The organism is Cupriavidus sp. UME77 (genome assembly GCF_014170355.1).
Taxonomy (GTDB): domain Bacteria; phylum Pseudomonadota; class Gammaproteobacteria; order Burkholderiales; family Burkholderiaceae; genus Cupriavidus; species Cupriavidus basilensis.
In genome coordinates, this window is sequence record NZ_LZZU01000020.1 from 1 (window position 1) to 16,782 (window position 16,782).

At 67.9% G+C, this 16,782-nt stretch carries 18 protein-coding genes; 9 read left to right on the forward strand and 9 right to left on the reverse strand.

Annotated elements, in window-relative coordinates; translation table 11 throughout:
- Positions 1 to 39: 39 nt before the first annotated feature.
- The 4 genes from A9975_RS09555 to A9975_RS09570 all read right to left on the reverse strand — a co-directional run bounded on the left by A9975_RS09555 (position 40) and on the right by A9975_RS09570 (position 4,076).
- A complete protein-coding gene (locus tag A9975_RS09555) occupies positions 40 to 1,035 on the reverse strand; it encodes a helix-turn-helix transcriptional regulator (RefSeq protein ID WP_370564256.1) in 996 nt (331 codons plus the stop codon).
- A 308-nt stretch (positions 1,036 to 1,343) separates the two neighbouring features.
- Positions 1,344 to 1,904: a YcbK family protein gene (locus A9975_RS09560; RefSeq protein ID WP_183032477.1), complete on the reverse strand. Its 561-nt coding sequence runs from the start codon at positions 1,902 to 1,904 to the stop codon at positions 1,344 to 1,346.
- A gap of 29 nt (positions 1,905 to 1,933) precedes the next feature.
- On the reverse strand, positions 1,934 to 3,550 hold the full coding sequence (locus A9975_RS09565; RefSeq protein WP_183032478.1) for a murein L,D-transpeptidase: 1,617 nt from the start codon (positions 3,548 to 3,550) through the stop codon (positions 1,934 to 1,936).
- 70 nt (positions 3,551 to 3,620) lie between these two features.
- Positions 3,621 to 4,076: a universal stress protein gene (locus A9975_RS09570; protein WP_183032479.1), complete on the reverse strand. Its 456-nt coding sequence runs from the start codon at positions 4,074 to 4,076 to the stop codon at positions 3,621 to 3,623.
- A gap of 180 nt (positions 4,077 to 4,256) precedes the next feature.
- Between A9975_RS09570 and A9975_RS09575 the strand changes: the two genes are divergently transcribed.
- Genes A9975_RS09575 through A9975_RS09585 form a run of 3 tightly spaced genes read left to right on the forward strand, consistent with a single transcriptional unit; the run spans position 4,257 to position 5,996 of the window.
- Entirely contained in the window at positions 4,257 to 4,850 is a 594-nt protein-coding gene (locus A9975_RS09575; RefSeq protein WP_370564259.1) for a universal stress protein, read from the forward strand.
- On the forward strand, positions 4,847 to 5,455 hold the full coding sequence (locus A9975_RS09580) for a YSC84-related protein (RefSeq protein ID WP_183032480.1): 609 nt from the start codon (positions 4,847 to 4,849) through the stop codon (positions 5,453 to 5,455). The genes A9975_RS09575 and A9975_RS09580 overlap by 4 nt, the downstream gene beginning before the upstream one ends.
- Before the next feature lie 10 nt (positions 5,456 to 5,465).
- Positions 5,466 to 5,996: a flavodoxin family protein gene (locus tag A9975_RS09585; RefSeq protein WP_183032481.1), complete on the forward strand. Its 531-nt coding sequence runs from the start codon at positions 5,466 to 5,468 to the stop codon at positions 5,994 to 5,996.
- Between the two features lie 138 nt (positions 5,997 to 6,134).
- On the opposite strand, the gene A9975_RS09590 is transcribed toward A9975_RS09585, so the two are convergent.
- On the reverse strand, positions 6,135 to 7,694 hold the full coding sequence (locus A9975_RS09590; RefSeq protein ID WP_183032482.1) for a bifunctional aminoglycoside phosphotransferase/ATP-binding protein: 1,560 nt from the start codon (positions 7,692 to 7,694) through the stop codon (positions 6,135 to 6,137).
- Positions 7,695 to 7,898: 204 nt separating this feature from the next.
- On the opposite strand from A9975_RS09590, the gene A9975_RS09595 reads away from it, so the two are divergent.
- Positions 7,899 to 8,153 carry a hypothetical protein gene (locus tag A9975_RS09595; RefSeq protein WP_183032483.1) on the forward strand — a complete coding sequence of 85 codons (255 nt, stop codon included), beginning with the start codon at positions 7,899 to 7,901 and terminating at the stop codon, positions 8,151 to 8,153.
- On the opposite strand, the gene A9975_RS09600 is transcribed toward A9975_RS09595, so the two are convergent.
- The 3 genes from A9975_RS09600 to A9975_RS09610 all read right to left on the reverse strand — a co-directional run bounded on the left by A9975_RS09600 (position 8,150) and on the right by A9975_RS09610 (position 10,021).
- Positions 8,150 to 8,431: a DUF1488 domain-containing protein gene (locus A9975_RS09600; RefSeq protein WP_183032484.1), complete on the reverse strand. Its 282-nt coding sequence runs from the start codon at positions 8,429 to 8,431 to the stop codon at positions 8,150 to 8,152. The two genes, A9975_RS09595 and A9975_RS09600, sit on opposite strands and share 4 nt — an antisense overlap.
- Positions 8,432 to 8,705: 274 nt before the next feature.
- Complete coding sequence (locus tag A9975_RS09605; protein ID WP_183032485.1) at positions 8,706 to 9,506, reverse strand: helix-turn-helix domain-containing protein; 801 nt, start codon at positions 9,504 to 9,506, stop codon at positions 8,706 to 8,708.
- 92 nt (positions 9,507 to 9,598) lie between these two features.
- Entirely contained in the window at positions 9,599 to 10,021 is a 423-nt protein-coding gene (locus A9975_RS09610) for a response regulator (RefSeq protein ID WP_255503131.1), read from the reverse strand.
- Positions 10,022 to 10,304: 283 nt separating this feature from the next.
- Between A9975_RS09610 and A9975_RS09615 the strand changes: the two genes are divergently transcribed.
- The 4 genes from A9975_RS09615 (at position 10,305) to A9975_RS09630 (ending at position 14,646) form a co-directional block, all read left to right on the forward strand.
- Positions 10,305 to 11,678 (forward strand): PAS domain-containing sensor histidine kinase, encoded by a 1,374-nt coding sequence (locus tag A9975_RS09615; RefSeq protein WP_255503132.1) that lies wholly within the window; start codon positions 10,305 to 10,307, stop codon positions 11,676 to 11,678.
- Positions 11,675 to 12,319, forward strand: a complete 645-nt coding sequence (locus A9975_RS09620) for a response regulator transcription factor (protein ID WP_183032487.1) — start codon at positions 11,675 to 11,677, stop codon at positions 12,317 to 12,319. Before A9975_RS09615 ends, A9975_RS09620 begins: the two co-directional genes overlap by 4 nt.
- A 120-nt stretch (positions 12,320 to 12,439) precedes the next feature.
- Positions 12,440 to 13,276, forward strand: a complete 837-nt coding sequence (locus tag A9975_RS09625; protein WP_183032488.1) for a universal stress protein — start codon at positions 12,440 to 12,442, stop codon at positions 13,274 to 13,276.
- An 11-nt stretch (positions 13,277 to 13,287) separates the two neighbouring features.
- Positions 13,288 to 14,646 carry an MBL fold metallo-hydrolase RNA specificity domain-containing protein gene (locus A9975_RS09630; RefSeq protein ID WP_183032489.1) on the forward strand — a complete coding sequence of 453 codons (1,359 nt, stop codon included), beginning with the start codon at positions 13,288 to 13,290 and terminating at the stop codon, positions 14,644 to 14,646.
- 86 nt (positions 14,647 to 14,732) lie between these two features.
- Here the strand turns inward: A9975_RS09630 and A9975_RS09635 are convergent, their stop codons facing one another.
- Positions 14,733 to 15,218, reverse strand: coding sequence for a phasin family protein (locus A9975_RS09635; RefSeq protein WP_183032490.1), 486 nt, complete (start codon positions 15,216 to 15,218; stop codon positions 14,733 to 14,735).
- Positions 15,219 to 15,489: 271 nt separating this feature from the next.
- Between A9975_RS09635 and A9975_RS09640 the strand changes: the two genes are divergently transcribed.
- Positions 15,490 to 16,761 (forward strand): DUF4010 domain-containing protein, encoded by a 1,272-nt coding sequence (locus tag A9975_RS09640; protein ID WP_183032491.1) that lies wholly within the window; start codon positions 15,490 to 15,492, stop codon positions 16,759 to 16,761.
- Positions 16,762 to 16,782 lie beyond the last annotated feature (21 nt).

Here is a 16,782-nt window from a genome sequence, read left to right on the forward strand (position 1 = left end):
GGGCAAGAGGGGGCGGGGGGCAGTGTCCTGAACGGATTCCTACCTGAATCCCGCCGCGCGCCAGGGTGCATGGCGCTGTAGTCTTGCCTGTTCGCGCTGTAGCAGCACGGCATAGCTGTGCAATTCCTGCGGCGCGATGTCGTAGGCGCGGCGAAAGGCGCGCGTAAAGCTCGATGCATTGTTGAAGCCGAGCCCTGAGGCAATGTCTTGCACCGCCATGTCGGGAAAGCGCACCAGTTCATCGGCCGCCGCCCGCAGCCTGCGGCTGCGGATATAGGCGGCCAGGCCACCTTCATGCATGAACAGGCGGTACACGCTGGCACGCGACAGCTGCAGCGATTGCAGCACGCTGTCAGGGGTCAGGTCGGGGTCATGCAGATTGGCCTCGACATAACGCCGCACCTGTCCGTACACCGCCGCCCGCACCGCTGCGCGGGCGTTGCCGGAGAGCCCCGCGTGCCGGCTGAACGCAGCTGCCAGCAGTTCGACCGCGGTGCGAAAAGACCGCTCGGCTTCCTCTTTGCACAGGCCTACGATTTGTCGATTCAGTGCCACCAGATGCGAGATCAGCACCCGCATCAGCGGTGTGGTGGCCTCAACCAGGCGGCCATGCAGCGAGGCGGCATCGGGGAAGGCCATTTCCACCAAGGCGCGTGGCACAAAAAACAGCAGCATGCGGCCATGAAAACTCCGGATGGTGCACGGCTGGTCCATGTCCAGCGCGAGGATACTTGGCACGCCGGGCCGCCGCGGCGCGTCTGGCCCAGGCTTGCCGCCCAGGAACTGGGCTGGCATGCCTTCCAGGAACACGCTGAAGGTGATGTCGCGAATGTTCTCTGTCGACACGCGCCCCAACGAGCGCTCGGCCAGATTGGGACCGGTGCGGATGTCGAAGAAGCTCAGATCGTCGATGGAGTAGCGAGACAGCGAGGCTTCGAACGTCTGCTCGCCTTGCGCCGTGGCAGGCCGGATATCGTAGACCGGGCTCATCCGCTCCTGCCAGGCCAGCAAGCTCTGGCGGGCGTCGCCTTGCACGCTGAAACTGCTGTGCGCGATGCCGGGCGCGAGCGTGGGCGGCTCTGGGGGCAACAACAACCGGCTTAGCGGCATGCGCGCGGGCAAGAGATTGATCGTGCAGGGGTGCGCATGGCTGATTTCCGTCCAGATGTGCCCGCCCGGTGCCGGGGGATTGTCGATTGAGCGCTAGCCCACCCCGTGCGGGCTAATATGCCGCCAGGAGCATAACTTGTCCGGGCCGCCCAGGCTAGAGGGGCCGCCGATGGGGAAAACCCGGGTGCGAGAGCGTGGCCAGAACCGGCCGATGGCGTTCAACGGCGCCTTGCCTACCAATCCCGCACCCGGCCCGTATCCGTATGCACGAACTGCTCCTGCGCATAGAAGCCCACGCCGCCGGCGCGCAGCGAGAGCGCGGCGTCGCGCAGGTCGGACAGCGCAACGCCGGGCAGGCGGATATCGATGGCTTTGCCGTCCATATGCAGGCTGTGGCTGGCCACGCCGCCACCGCGCGCCTTGCGCAGCCGCGCGTTGGTGGCGGGGCTGCGATAGCCGGAGATGACCTGGAAGGGGGTCTCGCAGCACAGGGTTTGCCTCAGGCGGTAAAGCAGCGCGAACAGTTGCGGATCGATCACGCCGACCTGGCCCGAGTAGTGATCGCGCAGGAAGTGATTGAGCGCGGCCAGCGACTCGGGCACGAATTGATCGCCAACGGCGTAGACCAAGGCAATGCGCTCGCCGGTGTGGGTGTGCTCGAAGGACAAGCTGCGGGCATCGGGCAAGCTTGCCAGCGCGGCCCGGGCCGGCAAAGGCAGCAGCGTGCCAGCCAGCACAAGCCCGCCGGCGTGCCGCAGGAACAGGCGGCGAGGATCGCTGGGCGGTTTGGTCATCGAAAGCACTCCCCTTTGGTGCAATTGCCCTATCTTGCCTGCGTGTTGTCCAAGACGGAAGCCCGCAGGCGGGCCGACCGTTGCCGCAGCGCCTCGTCAAGCACGTTGTCCAGCCCATAGATATCCGGGAAGAAGTAGACGCGAGCGTCGGCCTTGACGATGGCCGTGCCGTAGGCAAGCACCACCGGCAAGGGCTGGCGCAGCCGCAGCGTGCTGGATTCTCCCTTCTCCATGGCCTCGCGGATGCGCGCCTCGGTCCAGCCGGGCGTGTCCTGCAGCACAAAGCCAGCCAGCGCCACTGGCGCCTCGACACGGATGCAGCCGTGGCTCAGGTCGCGCCGTTCCCGCGCGAACAGTTGCGGGGTGGGCGTGTGATGCAGGTAGATGTTCTCGTTGTTGGGGAAGACGAACTTGATGTCGCCAAGCGCATTCATCGGCCCCGGGCGTTGCCGTATGCGCAGCTGGCCGCGCTGGACCGCATCCAGGCTGGCGGCCGACAGGGTGGTGATCACCTTGCCGTCGCCACTGACGAACTCGAAGCCTTGCCGCTCGAAGTAGCCGGGATCGCGGCGCAGCCGGGGCACGGTTTCCGCGCGCGCGATGGACGGCGGCACGTTCCAGTAAGGGCTGAACTCGATGAAGCGCATGTCCTCCTTGAACAGCGGCGTGCGCGTATCGAGCGCCTTGCCCACGATCACCTTCATTTCCGCCTTGACCTGGATGGCGCCGTCATGGATTTCGTAGGCGCGCAACACGAACTCCGGCACGTTGACCACGATCATGCGCGGTCCCTCCAGCAGGGGCGTCCAGCGCAGGCGCTCCAGCGTCAGTTCGATCTGCCGTACGCGGCCGGCGAGCGGCGCGTTCAGTTGCGCGAACGTGCCCGCCCCGATGGCGCCATCCGCCTCCAGCCCGTGGCGGACCTGGAACGCCTTGACGCCCTCCACCAGTTCTCCTTGGTAGCGTTCCGGGACCGGCGTGGCGGCAGGCAGGTCACCTAGCGCGATCAGGCGCTGCGCCAGCACCGGCAGCCCGGCGTAGGCCTGCCCCGGCACCAGCTTCCTGCCGGGCAGCGGCGGCAGCGGTGCCTGCCAGGCCGGGTGGCCTGCCAGCGCGCGGTAGCGTGAAAGCGCCTCGCGCAGGCTTGCGTAGAGCGGGAACGACGGCGCCGCCTGCCGGACTGCCTCGGGCAGGTCCTGCCCGGCGACGGCTGCGCGCAGGTGGCGGGACGGATCGAACTGCCGGTCCGGCGCCGGGGCAAATTTCTCGTGGATCGTGCCGGGATCGACCCGGCCGCCATGCAGGTCGGCGAGATAGCGCTGCATCGCCGCCGTCAGCCTCTCGTCCAGCGAGGCGGCGGCTTCGGGCGCCAGCGGCGGCCCGTCCGCGGCCTGGCCCAGCGCGCGGCGCAGGCCGTCGGCATCATAATCGCGGGGTTCCAGCCCGTCTGCCGCGGCGCCGTCCAGGATGCCGGCGGCCTGCCAGGCCTGGGCATTGGGATGCCCCTGGGAAACCCAGAGCGCTGCTGGCGTGGCCTGTGCGGCCAGCGCGAGCCCATGGCAACTCAAGGCCCATGCGGCCAGCAGGCCGGCGAGGACCCGGGGCGCGGCCGCGCCGTTGCGACGGATCCGGGATGTGCAGCGCATCAACCCGCCCGCCGCCGGCATGATTCCCGTCGTTCAGCCCGTCGTCCAACTCGTCGTTCCCGGGGCGCCCTCATTCCTCGATCTCGCTGCGCACCATCAGCACCGGCTTGTTGCTCTTGTGCACCACGCCTTCGGAAACACTGCCCATGACCAGCCGCCGGAAGCCGCGGCGGCCGTGCGTGCCGATCACGATCAGGTCCGCATTCCAGCGGTCGGCTTGCTCCACGATCGTGGTGGAGATCTGCCCCGGGGAAACGGGCTTCTCCAGGATCAGCGTCGAATGCGGGATGCCGGCATCCGCCAGGCGCGCGGCGGCCGCTGCCAGCGCATCGCGTCCCGCGGCCAGGATGCCCTCCATCAGTTTGCGAGGGTCGTAGCTGCCCGCCGTGAAGAAGACATCGTTGTCGTCCGCCACGAAGAGCACCTTTACCTCGCTGCCGGTCGCCTTGGCCACCGTGATGGCCTGGCTCAGGGCAAGTTCGGAAGAGCGGCTGCCGTCAACCGCGAGCAATATTCTCTGGTACATGGTCCGTGCCTCCTGGCTGGATGTCGCCATGTTGCAATGTCGATCGGAAAGCGCGCATGGGCGCGGCCTTCATCAGCAGCTTAGAGGGCTGGGCACGGGGCGTATTGATGCACGTCAAGCCGCCCGGGCGATGCGCCCAAAGCGCGCAAACGGCGCGTGTCCGGGATAGCAGCAAACGCCATGATCTACATCAACACCACGCTTGCCCGGGCGTACAAACTGGAAGCATCGGCCGCAAGCTGCGGCGCCTGTCTTTCCAGCGGGAGGTACAAGATGTACAGCAAGATCCTGGCTGCCGTGGATGGCAGCGAGTCCGCCGATCGGGCGCTGGAGGAGGCTCTGCGCCTGGCCGCCGCGCTGCGCTCGGAACTCACCGTGGTACATGTGATCGATAACAGCTACCTCCGGTACGAGGTCGGCTACATCGACCTGACAGACCTGCGTGCCGGCCTGCTCGAAGGCGGGCAGATCCTGCTGGACGAAGCCAAGGCCAAGGCGGCGGCTGCGCAGGTGACATGCAAGACGCTGATGGTGGATGAAGCACTGGCGCTGGGCGACGTGGCCAACGCGATCGAGCAGGTGGCGCAGCAGACCGGGGCGGAGTTGCTGGTGCTGGGCACCCACGGACGGCGCGGCGTGCGGCGCCTGCTGATGGGCAGCGTTGCCGAAGCGCTGGTGCGGCAATGCCGCCAGCCGGTACTGCTGGTGCACGCGCCCCAGGCTGAGGCAAAGGCCGGCACAAAGCCGGCATCAGGCTCGCCGGTGAAGCCATGACCCCAACGTTGCCGGCTGCCGCCAGGCGGCGGCGCCTGGCATGCCGGGCGCTCGCCGGAGCTGCCGTGCTGTGCTGCGCAGCAGGCCTGCCAGCGCCCGCGTGGGCAGGTCCAGCCGCCGACAAGCGCGTGCTGGATGCCGATGAGCTCGATGCACGCTGCGAAGCCGTGCTGGCGCGCCTGACTGCGCGCAACCCCGGCGCGCGGGCCCTGGTGGACAAGGCCAGCGGCGTGCTGGTCTTTCCCGACGTGCTCGCCGGCGGCGCGGTGGCGGGCGTGGAGCAGGGCGACGGCATGATGCGTGGCGCAGGCGGGGACAAGGCCTATTACCGGCTGATTGGCGCCTCGCTCGGGGCGCAGGCAGGCATGGCATCCAGGGCCGTGGTGCTGGTGTTCCTGACCGGGCAGGCGCTGGAACGCTTCCGTGCCAGCCAGGGCTGGACCGTGGGTGTGGACGGGTCGGTGTCCGTCCTGAGCCTGGGCATCGGTGCCAGCGTGGATAGCAATACCGTGCGTGGCGATATTGTGGGCTTCGTGCTGACCAACGGCGGCATCATGATCAGCCTGTCGCTGGTCGGCACGCGGATAACCCGGATCGAGAGCTGAGGAGCCATCGATGGAAAAGATCCTGATCGTTTATTACTCGCGCACCGGCACGGCGCGCCAGGCTGCGGAAGAACTGGCGGCGCAATCCGGCTGGCCGCTGGCGGAAGTCGGCGACCAGGCCAGCCGCGCCGGCTTGCTGGGTGATGCGCGCTGCGTGCTGGATATCTTGTTGCAGCGCCATGTAGGCTACCGCTACGCCGGCCCGGCGCTGGACGATTGCCAGCGGCTTGTCATCGTCGCGCCCATCTGGGTCGGCCACCTGGCTGCGCCCATGCGCAGCTTCCTGCGCGACCACATGCCACTGGCCTGCAAGACGTCGGTGATCTGTGTGATGGCCCGGCAAGGCGCTTTCAGGGCGGCAGAGGAGGTCGCCCGCCTGGCCACGGAGCCGCCGTCGCCGGTACTGGCGCTGCGCCAGGCCGACGTGGCGAGCGGGGCGGCAATGCAGGCCCTGCGCGCTTTTGCCGAGCAGGTGGAAGCCGCCAACGGCCGGAGCGGCGCCACGCAGCGGCCAGCATGGCTGTCGCCCAAGGAAGCCTGAACGGGCAGGTTTCCACGAATTTCCCGACCACGCGCCCAGCCACGCGCCCAGCCAGGCGCCCAACCACGCCAACCTCGCAGCAAGGAGGCCTTGGCCATCTGGCCTTTGGCCTCCACCGGTCACACGGCCCGAGCGCAATCAGCCTGACAGAACAGTCTCGCCGATGCGCACCACATGGTGCCATTCATCGCTGCCCAATGGCTCCTGCGCGCGCCGCTGCCACTCCAGCACCTGGAGGTCCGCCTCGGAAGGGTCGCCGCCCTGGCGCGCACGCGTGACGATCCGCTCGCGCAGGGTGGCCAGGCCGGCGTGGCAGTCAACGATGGAAAAGCCCACACCCTGGCGCGCGGCGAGCGACGCGAAGCGCTGGCGCTGCGCGCGCGCGAGGAAGGTCGCATCGGCAATCATGGGGAATCCGGCGCTACTGCCCAGCCGGCAGATTGCCAGCAGCCTCCGGTAGACGCGGGCGGTGTGCTGCGTCGTGTAAAGGTCGCCGTGGGCAGCCGTATTGCTCTGTATATCGCCACGTTGATCGCCATGTCGATCGCCATGTGCGAGCGCAAGGCGTTTGCGCTCCACGTCGGCGCGCACGCGCACCATGGCCGCGGCCAGCGCCAGCTGGTGGGCAACGGTGCTTTTGCCGCTGCCCGAGAGGCCATGCATGATGGTGATCGCGCCCGGATTGCGCGTCAGCACGGCGCTGGCCAGCGCGAGCAGATCGTTGCAGCGCATCTGCGCCGCCGCCATTTCCGCGGCGGTGCCGGTTCCCGCCGCGCTGCGCTGGTGGGCCCGCTCGAGCAGCACGCGGGCGCGCACCACGGCACGCAGCGCCGTGTAGAACGGCAATATCGCCAGGCCGGCATAGTCGCCGCTGCATTCCAGGTAGGTATTGATCAGCCGGTAGGCCAGGTCTTGCCGGCTGGCATGGAGCAGATCCATGAAGACAAAGGCGGTATCGCTGATGGTGTCGATCCAGCGTAGCCCGGCATCGAACTCCAGGCAATCGAATGGCGTGGGCTCGCCGTCGATCAAGGCGATATTGCCAAGGTGCAGGTCGCCGTGGCACTCCCTGACATGGCCGCTTGCCAGCCGTTTGGCAAATGCCGGTTGCAGCGCCACGGCCCGCTCGCGCAGCAGCGCCGCCATGCGTGCCGCCACGCCGGTGCCCGAGGCAAGGGCGGCAACGCCCGCCAGGGCTTGTTGCGCCACCGCCGCGATCCGCGCCGGCGTGCCGTGCCCCGCGCCGCCGCCAGCGACCGGCGCGGCCAGGTGGATCGCGGCAAGCCGGCGGGCCAGCGTCTCGACATGGGTGCCGGTTAGCCGGTTCGTCTGCGCCATCGCGCAAAACAGGTCTTGCTGGCGGAAGCGGCGCATCTTTACCGCGTACTCCAGCGCTTGGCCAGTACCGCCTACACGGACCTCCCCGGGGCCGGATCCCGCCACGATCGGCACCACGCCGAAGTAGAGCGCCGCCGCCATCCTGCGATTCAGTTCGAGTTCGGCATGGCAATCCGCCTCGCGGGCGGCCAGCGTGGCGAAGTCGACGAAGTCCAGGCGCACGGGCTTGCGCACCTTGTAGGCAAAGGGCCCGGCAAGGAAGACTTGCGAGATGTGCGTCTCGATGAGGCTGACCTTGCCCACCGGATGCGGGTACGCCGCGGGTCGCATCAACGCTTGCGTGAGTGCCGCCGGTTCCATGCCGCGCTCTCCCAGGTGCCTGTCCCCCCGATCGGGCAGGTCATGTACCCATGCTATGCACGTGCCCGGAACTTAGCTTGATGCGGATCAAGCCGAGCGGCAACCACGCGCCTATATTGAAGCGGAACGAGGGTTCGGCGCGGCAGGCCACGGGCGTGACAAGCCGGTGCGCGCAAGCGCCGGCAACCGGAGGCGGCGATGAAGATGACAGTTCCCCACCAAAGTGCCACGGGCGGCTGCGCGCGCCGGCGCGGCCTTGCGGCTTGCCTGGCAGCCATGCTTTGCGCCGGCTGCGCGCCGGGACCAGAGTGGTGGCGCCCGCCCAGGCCCAAGGCGGACACTGTCGCGCCTGCCGCCTCGATGCATGCCTGGAATGCCATGTGCCTGTCCGATCCGTTGCTGGCAATCGATGTCGTTGCCATCGAGGCGCCGCGGCAGGCGGTGCACAGCCAGGTCTAAAGCGCGAAACGGAAATGGCCGCTGTGCAGCACAATGTGGTGCGCCGCGGTCATTTCAAACAGCTGCCGCGCCACGCATTCGATATCCTCGCGGTGCCCTTCGAAGGCTTGGATGAGGTCGTCCGGCCGGTACGAGCGCGCACCGAAGTGGTCTTCCAGTGCCTCCGCCGTGATCGCGTAGCTGGCCGGGATGCCGTCGACGCTGGCAGCGCACTCGAGACAGAGATCAGCCGGACGATACGAGGGGATGGTTTTTGCAAAGACGATCTTGATGGTCATGGCATCGACCCCCGGGAAGAGAAACAAGGCAGGTGCAAAAAGGAAGGCGCCATGAAGTGCAAGGCGGAGCACGGGAAAGGCGAACGCCGCGGGCACGCCGCGGCAGCTTTCTGCCAGTCTAGGCACTACGGCCACAGCCGCAAGCCGAACCGTGCGCGTTTCCTGATCAGCGTCAAGCCAGCGTCAATCAGGTCAACCAGGCGCGCAAGATCGTGGGCCGCGCTCTCACTGCTTGCGCACGGCTGGCAGGGGCGGCTTGCGCAACGGCGCCCGCCTAGATGCGGTCCAGCGCGTCAAGATCCAGCAGGGTCACGCGTTTGCCTTTGACCTCGATGAGGCCATCGCGCTGGAAGCGCGACAAGGTGCGGCTGACGGTCTCGAGCTTCATGCCCAGGTAGCTGCCGATTTCTTCGCGCGTCATGCGCAGCGCGAGGTCGCGCCGGGAGTAGCCGCGCGCATGCTGGCGCGCCGAGATATTGAGCAGGAATGCCGCCACGCGCTGCTCGGCGCACAAGCTGGCGAGCAGCAGCATCACGCCCGATTCGCGCACGATCTCGCTGCTTAGCATGCGGTGCACGTGCTGCTGCAGCGAGCGCATCTCGCGGCAGAGCGCTTCTAGCAGATGGAAGGGAATGACGCACACCGCACTGTCTTCCAGGGCGATGGCGTCGCAGGCGTGGTGCTCCGTGCAGATGCCATCCAGCCCCAGCGTCTCGCCGGTGAGGAAGAAGCCGCTTACCTGCTCGCAGCCGTTCTGGTGCGCCAACACCGTCTTGAACGATCCGGAACGCAGCGCGTAGATGCTCTGGAAGGCGTCGCCAGCCCGGTAGAGCGCTTCGCCGCGCCGGACCATGCGCCAGTTGTGGATCACGGCATCGAGCCTGGAGCGATCCGCATCGTTCAGGTTGCCGCCCATGCAGATGGTGCGCATGGCGCAGCTCGAGCAATTTGCCTTGTGGGACATCGTGGCCGGCGGGGTGGGTTCCAGGGGCAGGAAATCCAGCAATTGGGGGCTGTGAAAGGCCCGGGGCAAAGCCGCAGGCGCTTTCGCTTGCTGTTGCAGGTACGCTGACATGGCTGATTCCTTTGTCTCTGGTTTCTGGTTTCTGGTTTCTGGTCTCTTGTCTCTTGTCTCTTGCCCCTGGCCGCTGGAAAGCGCTGCGCGCGCTATGCCGCGGTGTGTTCCGGTGCCGCCGCCCGAGCGGTGATCTTCTGCGCCGCAAGGAGCAGCAGGGTGCTGCGCAACGCGTCGAATTCCATGGTCTTGTCGAAGAAGTACGACGCGCCAGCCCGCAGGCAAGCACTGCGCATTGGCGGCGCCGGGCAGTTGCTCAGGACGACCACGGTCGCCTGGCGGCGCATTCTTCGCAGGCCCCGCAGTGCGCTCAGCCCCGATCGGCCATACCTGCTCAGGCTGAGGATGACAACGTCGGGCAGCAGGATCTGCGCGGCCAGCAGCGCGGCACGTGGCTCGCGGGCCAGGGCTAGCAGTTCCACTTCCTGGATCGACCTGAGCATCCTGGCCTGCCGCGCGCCGATCAAGGCCGAGTCCTCGAGCAGCAGGACGCTCAGACGATCGGGAAGAAACATGGGGTTCATGCCATCGAGTATGGTTTGCGCCGTGGCAGTAAAAAAGAAGCGGTCGCTGAGAGTGCTGTCTGAAAGAGGAAGGCCCCTGTCAGGCAATCCTGACAAAGACCATAGGCTATCTGCACGATGGCACCCCCTACGCCCACCTCGCTATATTGCGAGCACATCACAGAGGGCGTGTGCATTTCTCTCAAATCGCCTACCTTTACAGGAGAGCCTCCGGCGATCCTCGCGGGATCCACGCAGGACTTGCCGACCCTCCGGGAGCACTTCGCGACCAGCCATGGCGACCAACGAGCCTCCTTCACCGAATTTGCCTTCCGCGCGCAAGGCATCGCTTCACGCCACGCTTGGCGAACTGGCGGCAGGTGGCGCCGTGCTCGCGCTGCTCCTGCTGCTGGCACTGTGGTTCATTACCGTGCTTGCCCCCCGGCCAGGCGGCCTGGCCGCGCCGATGCTTGGCGCCTGGGGCCTGGCGGTGGCAGTGGTACTGTCGCTGCTGCTGGTGCGCCTGCGGCGGCTGCGGCGCGCGGGGGAAGACAACCTGGCGCGCATCCAGGACAGCGAGGCTCGCCTGGCAGGGATCATCCGCTCGTCGATGGAAGCGATCATCACGGTGGACGAAGCGCAGTGCATCGTGTTGTTCAACCCCACGGCGGAGCGCCTTTTTGGGTACACCGCCGCGCAGGTGACCGGCCGCCCCCTGGTGGACCTGATCCCGGCGCGTTTCCGTGAGGCGCATGAGGCGCATGTGCGCCGGTTCGCCGTCACCGGGGTCACGGACCGGCAGATGGGGCAGCAGCGGGTACTGCATGCGCTGCGCCAGGACGGCACGGAGTTCCCCATCGAGGCCTCTATCTCCCAGACGCAAGACGGCGCCGGCAAGCTGTTTACCGTCATCCTGCGGGACACCACGGAGCGGGTGAGGGTGGAGACGGCCCTGCGGCAGTCGCGCGAGGAGCTCCAGCAACTCTCCGATCGGGTCCAGGCATCGCGGGAAGAGGAACGCCGCCGTATCGCCCGCGAGTTGCACGACGACCTGGGCCAGCGCCTGAGCGCGCTGAAGATGGACCTGGCTATCCTCGCCAGCGACCTCAAGGACGCCGGAACGGCGCCTGCCTTGCTGGACCAGGCCGCCGCCATGCACCTGGTGATCGACGAAACCGTGGCGTCGGTGCGGCGCATCGCCGCCGACCTGCGCCCGGCATTGCTGGACGAGCTTGGCCTGATCCCGGCGATCGAATGGCTGGCAAAGGAGTTCTCCGCCCGCTACGGCGTCAATGTCATCACCCATGCCGCCGAGGAGGAAGACGTCGGCGAGCACGCGGCCACCGCGGTGTTCCGTATCGTGCAGGAGGCGCTCAGCAATGTCGTGCAGCATGCGCAGGCCGACCGGGTCGATATCGAGCTGGTTCGCCAGGACGACCATTTTGAGCTGACCGTGCGGGACAATGGCCACGGCAATGCCGCCACGCAGCCTGCCGGTGGCGAGCGGGTATCGCTGGGGCTGGTGGGGATCCGGGAGCGCGCACGGCTGCTTGGCGGCACCGTAGCGACAAGGCAAGCGTCTGGCGAGGGCTTCTGCCTGACCGTGCGCTTTCCGTTGGCGACAGCCACGGCCATAGCCACAGCCGCGAGCGCGGAGGCAAGCCCATGATTCCCGTGATGATTGCCGACGACCACGCCGTGATGCGCGACGGGCTGCGCCACATACTGAGCCGCGCCGGCGGCTTCGAGGTGGTGGGCGAGGCGGTGGATGGCTCCGCCGTGCTGCAGATGGCGCGCGAGTGCAGGGCCCGGGTCATCCTGCTGGACCTCTCCATGCCCGGGCGCAGCGGGCTGGAGCTGATCAGGCAATTGCGCCTGGAGCAGCCCGAGCTGCGTATTCTGGTGCTGACCATGCACGCCGAGGAGCAGTACGTGGTGCGCGCGTTCCGGGCTGGGGCGGCGGGCTACCTGACCAAGGAAAGCGCGGCCACCGAGCTGGTCAGCGCGATCGGCAAGGTTGCGGCGGGGGGCACCTACGTGAGCCCCGCGATGGCCGAGAAGCTGGCCAACAGCCTGCAGGACGAGCATCGCGAGGATCCCCACCTGCGCTTGTCGGACCGCGAGATGGAAGTCTACCGCCGCCTGGTGCTGGGCGAGCCGCTGACCGAGATCGCCGCCGCCTTGTGCGTCAGCGCCAAGACCGTAAGCACCTACAAGATGCGGCTGATGGAAAAGCTGCGGCTGCCCAGCGAGGCGGCGCTGGTGCGCTATGCGATCCAGCATCGCCTGTTTGACGAAGGCGATATCTAGCCCCCGCGCTTCCTGCGCTTCCTGCGCTTGATCTGGGACAACGTGCGGCAGGCGCGCTGTGCCACCATGAACTGGACCGGGTCTGCCTGCAGGCTCGCTCGCCAATACATGGAGCACATCATGGACTACCGGACCGTGCTGGTCGCGCTCGGAGCGGACCCCGACTGCGCATCTCGCATCAGGATGGCTGCCGACCTGGCAGCCTCTTTTGGCGCGCATGTCACCGGCGTCAGCGCCACCGGCCTGCGCCTGGACCCGATCCGGGGCGCGGGCGATGACGTTGTGCGGCATATGGCGGCGTCGCGCAGCAGGCTGCTGTCGCAGGCCACGCTGCAGGGCGAGATACTGAGCAGCACCATGGCGGCGCAGGCGCCGGGCGTGCCGTTCTCGCACCGCGTGGTGGAGGAGCAGATCGGTTGGGTCCTGGCGCAGGAGGCCCGCGTAGCCGATCTGGCCGTGATGGCTCGGCCGGTGGCAACGCAGGAAGTGGCATCGCTGGGCGCCGGGGCGGCCGAGTACGTGCTGCTCAACGCCGGCCGCCCGGTATTGCTGGTGCCGCAGGCGTTTCGCCGGCTGCATGGCGGGCACGTGGCGATCGCATGGGACGGGCAGCGCGAAGCGGCCCGGGCCGTGGCCGACGCCATGCCTTTGCTGCTGCGCGCCAGCCACGTCACCATCATCGGCGTCTGGGACGATCGCGGCGAACCGCGGGCGGACTCGGAGCCGGTGGCCGGCTTGCGGCATTACCTGCAGCGCCACGGCATCGTGGCCGGCGTGCGCAACGTGCAGAAGGCGGGCCCCGTCGCCACCTGTCTGCTCGACGCGGTTGGCGCGCTGGGGGCCGACATGCTGGTGGCCGGGGGCTACGGCCACTCGCGCATGCGCGAACTGATCATGGGCGGCACCACGCGCGCGCTGATGCATCGCGCGCCGGTGCCTGTGCTGTTGTCGCATTGACGGAGCGCGCCATGCAGCTGCAATTTCTCGGCGCGACCGACACCGTCACGGGATCCAAGTATGTGCTCGACACCGGCCGCAGCCGCGTGATGGTGGACTGCGGGCTGTTCCAGGGCTACAAGGCGCTGCGCCTGCGCAACTGGGACCGCTTGCCGGTCGATCCGTCGAGGCTGGACGCGGTAGTGCTCACGCACGCGCATATCGACCATAGCGGATACCTGCCGCTGCTGGTGCGCAACGGCTTTCGGGGGCGGGTGTTCTGCACCATGGGCACCGCGCAGCTGTGCCAGATCCTGCTGCCCGACAGCGCCCACCTGGCGCAGGAGGACGCGCATTACGCCAACCGCAAGGGCTACTCGCGGCATCAGCCGGCGTTGCCGCTCTACGACGGCGCGGACGCCGTGCGCGCCCTGCGCCGGCTCGACCCGTTTCACTATGACACGCGGGTGCGGGTGACGCCCGACGTGGAGGCGGAGTTTCATCGCGCCGGGCATATCATCGGCTCGGCCATCGTGACGCTGCACGTGGATGGCAAGCGGATCGTGTTTTCCGGCGACCTGGGACGCCAGCAGGACATCGTGATGCGCACCCCGGAGATCCTTCGCGAAGCGGATCACTTGCTGATCGAGTCCACCTACGGCGACCGCGCCCATCCCGCGGATGATCCGCTCGACACGCTGGGCGAGGTCGTCAGCCGCACCATCGGCCGCGGCGGCAGCGTGGTGATTCCCGCGTTTGCCGTCGGGCGCACCCAGGCGTTGCTGTACTGCCTCTACAAGCTGCGCGAGCAAAACCGCATTCCCCAGGTGCCGGTCTACCTCAACAGCCCGATGGCGATCGATGCCACCACGATCTTCGCCCTGCACCCGGACGAGCTGCGGATCGACCGCGCCGCCTGCGCGGCGGCCTGCCATATCGCCATCCTGATCCAGAGCATGCAGCAGTCCATGTGGCTGAACCGTGACCGCGCGCCCAAGATCATCCTGGCCGGCAGCGGCATGGCAACCGGCGGGCGGGTGGTGCATCACCTGGAGACCTATGGCCAGGATGCGCGCAATACGATATTGCTCTCGGGCTTCCAGGCCGCCGGCACTCGCGGTGCGGCGCTGGCCTCGGGCATGCGTGAACTGCGCATCCATGGCAGGCAGGTTGCCATCCAGGCCTCGGTGGAGCAGATCACTTCGCTCTCGGCCCATGCCGACGCCAATGAACTGATGACGTGGCTCGGCGGCTTCGGCAGCCCGCCCCGGCAGACCTTCGTGGTGCATGGCGAGCCGGCCGCGAGCGACGCGCTGCGCCAGCGGATCGAGCGGGAGCTGCGCTGGGCGGTCACGATGCCGGAGTATCTTCGTTCGTACGCGCTGGATTAGGCAGCGATGGCCGCGGCGGCCGGCGGCATCCCCGCCGGCGTTTCAGCGTCAATTCAGCGTCAATTCAGCGTCAATTCGGCGGCATCTCAGCCGGCATGGATGGCCCGCTTCTGCGTAGCGGCGCCGGTGCTGGCAGCGGTCCCGTTCAGCGCGGCCGCCTGGCTGAACTTTTCGAACATGCCCTGCACTGGCGCGGACAGCGACGCGGTGCTCCCGGCCTGCTGCAGGGCCGCGGCCTGGCAGCGCTGCCAGGTTTCGCCGGCTTCCCGCAGTTGTTCCACCATGGCGGTCTGGTTGTGAATGGCGAGACTCATCCAGGCTTGCATCCGCTGTGCGTAATGCTCGGCCTGGTTGCGCAGGAAGGTCGCCGGCAGGGTGGCGAGCGTGGCGAAGTCGCCGGCATTCGCCAGCTGCGCGCCTGCGTCGTGCAAGGTCTTGATGTCCTTGCGTACCGCATCAAGCTGGAGTTCGAGAAAGCGCTGCCGGCTCTCCTGCAGCAGGGTCAGCGCGCGCAGGCCCGCCTCGCAATTGGCGGCGAAGCATGCGAGGGGGACGTCGGTCTGGTCTGGCATGGTGAATCTCCTGGATGCGCGCGGTAACACGATAGTGCGGTAATGCGCGTGGATTGCTGCTGAGCCGCTCACTCTTGTCAGCGGTCAGGGCGGGCCTGTCTTGCCGGGGACGACGGCAAATCACGGTTTCGCCCATCAGATGATTCTAGAAGCGTGCCACCGGCGCTTGTTGATCCGCATCAACCTTGCGGCACATCAAGCCGGTTGCGCGGGCATGGTCCAGACTGGATGCAATGGTGCCGGTAGGCTTGACCGTTTCCGGGGAGACAGCATGGATCACACGGCCGTGGCATTTAGCGTCGCGCTCGGGATCGGCCTTGCGATCGGGTTGGAGCGGGAGCGCAGCCAGGCGGCGGAAGGTGCCGAGGCGCCGGCTGGCTTGCGCACGTTTGCCATTGCCAGCGTCAGCGGCGCGCTGGGCGCGTTCCTGCCCAACGCCGGATTGTTGCCGGCGGTCCTGCTGGCGATTGCCGGGCTGGCAGCCCTGGGCTACCGCCACACCGCGGCCAGGGATCCCGGCATGACCACGGAGATTGCGTTGCTGTGCACGGTCTTGCTCGGCGCGCTGGCTGTCACGCATCCGGCGCTTGCCGCCGGCATTGCCACGGTCCTTGCGATTCTGCTGCACGGCAAGGCCACCCTGCACGGCCTGGTGCGCAACGCGCTGAGCCGGCAGGAACTAAGCGATGCCTTGATGCTGGCGGTGGCGGCGCTGGTGATCTGGCCTTTGCTGCCCGACCGCTACATGGGCCCGTTCGACGCCTGGAACCCGCGCACGCTCTGGCTGGTGGCGATGCTGGTGATGCTGATGGGCGCCGCCGGGCATATTGCCACGCGGCTGTTCGGGCAGCGGGTGGGCCTGCCGGTGACCGGCCTGTTCGGTGGCTTCGTCTCCAGTGCGGCGACCATCGGCACGATGGCAGCGATGGTGCGCAAGGCGCCGGGCATACGCGATGCGGCCGTGGCGGCCGCGCTGCTTTCCAGCGTGGCCACGTTCGTGCAGATGCTGCTGTTGCTGGCGGCGACCAGCGCGGCAGCGCTGCGGGCATTGGCATTGCCCCTGGCGGCCGGACTGACGGCAATGGGCCTCTATGCCGGCTTCTGGCTCTGGCTGGCAGAGCGCAGGCCAGCGGCGCGGGACGGTGCACAAGATGGCGCACAGGACGGCGCACAACTAGCAGGCCCCTCGCTGGACTGGCGCGTGGCGGCAGGGTTTGTGTTGCTCATGGCCTTGCTCTTGCTGGCCAACGGCGCTACCCGGGCATGGTCCGGGCCCGGGATGCTATTGATGGTGGCCGTGGCCGGCGGGTTTGCCGATGCGCATGCCGCAACCGTGTCGGTTGCCGCGCAGGTAGCGGCGGGACGCATGTCGGCAGAGGCAGGGGTGTGGCCGGTGCTGGCGGCTTTTTCCGCCAACACCGCTACCAAGATCGTGCTGGCTGCCGCGGGCGGGCGTGCCTTTGCGTTGCGTGTCGGCACGGGGCTTGTGCTGGCTGCCGCAGTGACCTGGGCCTCGGCGCTCGCGTTGGAGTCGTTGCGCTGATGCCGGCCCGGGCACGCTGTG

Coding starts and splice junctions, on each gene's coding strand:
- A9975_RS09615 (WP_255503132.1), top strand. CDS start 10,305: ATGGCGACCAACGAGCCTCCTTCACCGAATTTGCCTTCCGCGCGCAAG.
- A9975_RS09640 (WP_183032491.1), top strand. CDS start 15,490: ATGGATCACACGGCCGTGGCATTTAGCGTCGCGCTCGGGATCGGCCTT.
- A9975_RS09590 (WP_183032482.1), bottom strand. CDS start 7,694: ATGGAACCGGCGGCACTCACGCAAGCGTTGATGCGACCCGCGGCGTAC.
- A9975_RS09625 (WP_183032488.1), top strand. CDS start 12,440: ATGGACTACCGGACCGTGCTGGTCGCGCTCGGAGCGGACCCCGACTGC.
- A9975_RS09570 (WP_183032479.1), bottom strand. CDS start 4,076: ATGTACCAGAGAATATTGCTCGCGGTTGACGGCAGCCGCTCTTCCGAA.
- A9975_RS09605 (WP_183032485.1), bottom strand. CDS start 9,506: ATGTCAGCGTACCTGCAACAGCAAGCGAAAGCGCCTGCGGCTTTGCCC.
- A9975_RS09610 (WP_255503131.1), bottom strand. CDS start 10,021: ATGTTTCTTCCCGATCGTCTGAGCGTCCTGCTGCTCGAGGACTCGGCC.
- A9975_RS09580 (WP_183032480.1), top strand. CDS start 4,847: ATGACCCCAACGTTGCCGGCTGCCGCCAGGCGGCGGCGCCTGGCATGC.
- A9975_RS09595 (WP_183032483.1), top strand. CDS start 7,899: ATGACAGTTCCCCACCAAAGTGCCACGGGCGGCTGCGCGCGCCGGCGC.
- A9975_RS09630 (WP_183032489.1), top strand. CDS start 13,288: ATGCAGCTGCAATTTCTCGGCGCGACCGACACCGTCACGGGATCCAAG.
- A9975_RS09585 (WP_183032481.1), top strand. CDS start 5,466: ATGGAAAAGATCCTGATCGTTTATTACTCGCGCACCGGCACGGCGCGC.
- A9975_RS09575 (WP_370564259.1), top strand. CDS start 4,257: ATGATCTACATCAACACCACGCTTGCCCGGGCGTACAAACTGGAAGCA.
- A9975_RS09600 (WP_183032484.1), bottom strand. CDS start 8,431: ATGACCATCAAGATCGTCTTTGCAAAAACCATCCCCTCGTATCGTCCG.
- A9975_RS09560 (WP_183032477.1), bottom strand. CDS start 1,904: ATGACCAAACCGCCCAGCGATCCTCGCCGCCTGTTCCTGCGGCACGCC.
- A9975_RS09565 (WP_183032478.1), bottom strand. CDS start 3,550: ATGCGCTGCACATCCCGGATCCGTCGCAACGGCGCGGCCGCGCCCCGG.
- A9975_RS09635 (WP_183032490.1), bottom strand. CDS start 15,218: ATGCCAGACCAGACCGACGTCCCCCTCGCATGCTTCGCCGCCAATTGC.
- A9975_RS09620 (WP_183032487.1), top strand. CDS start 11,675: ATGATTCCCGTGATGATTGCCGACGACCACGCCGTGATGCGCGACGGG.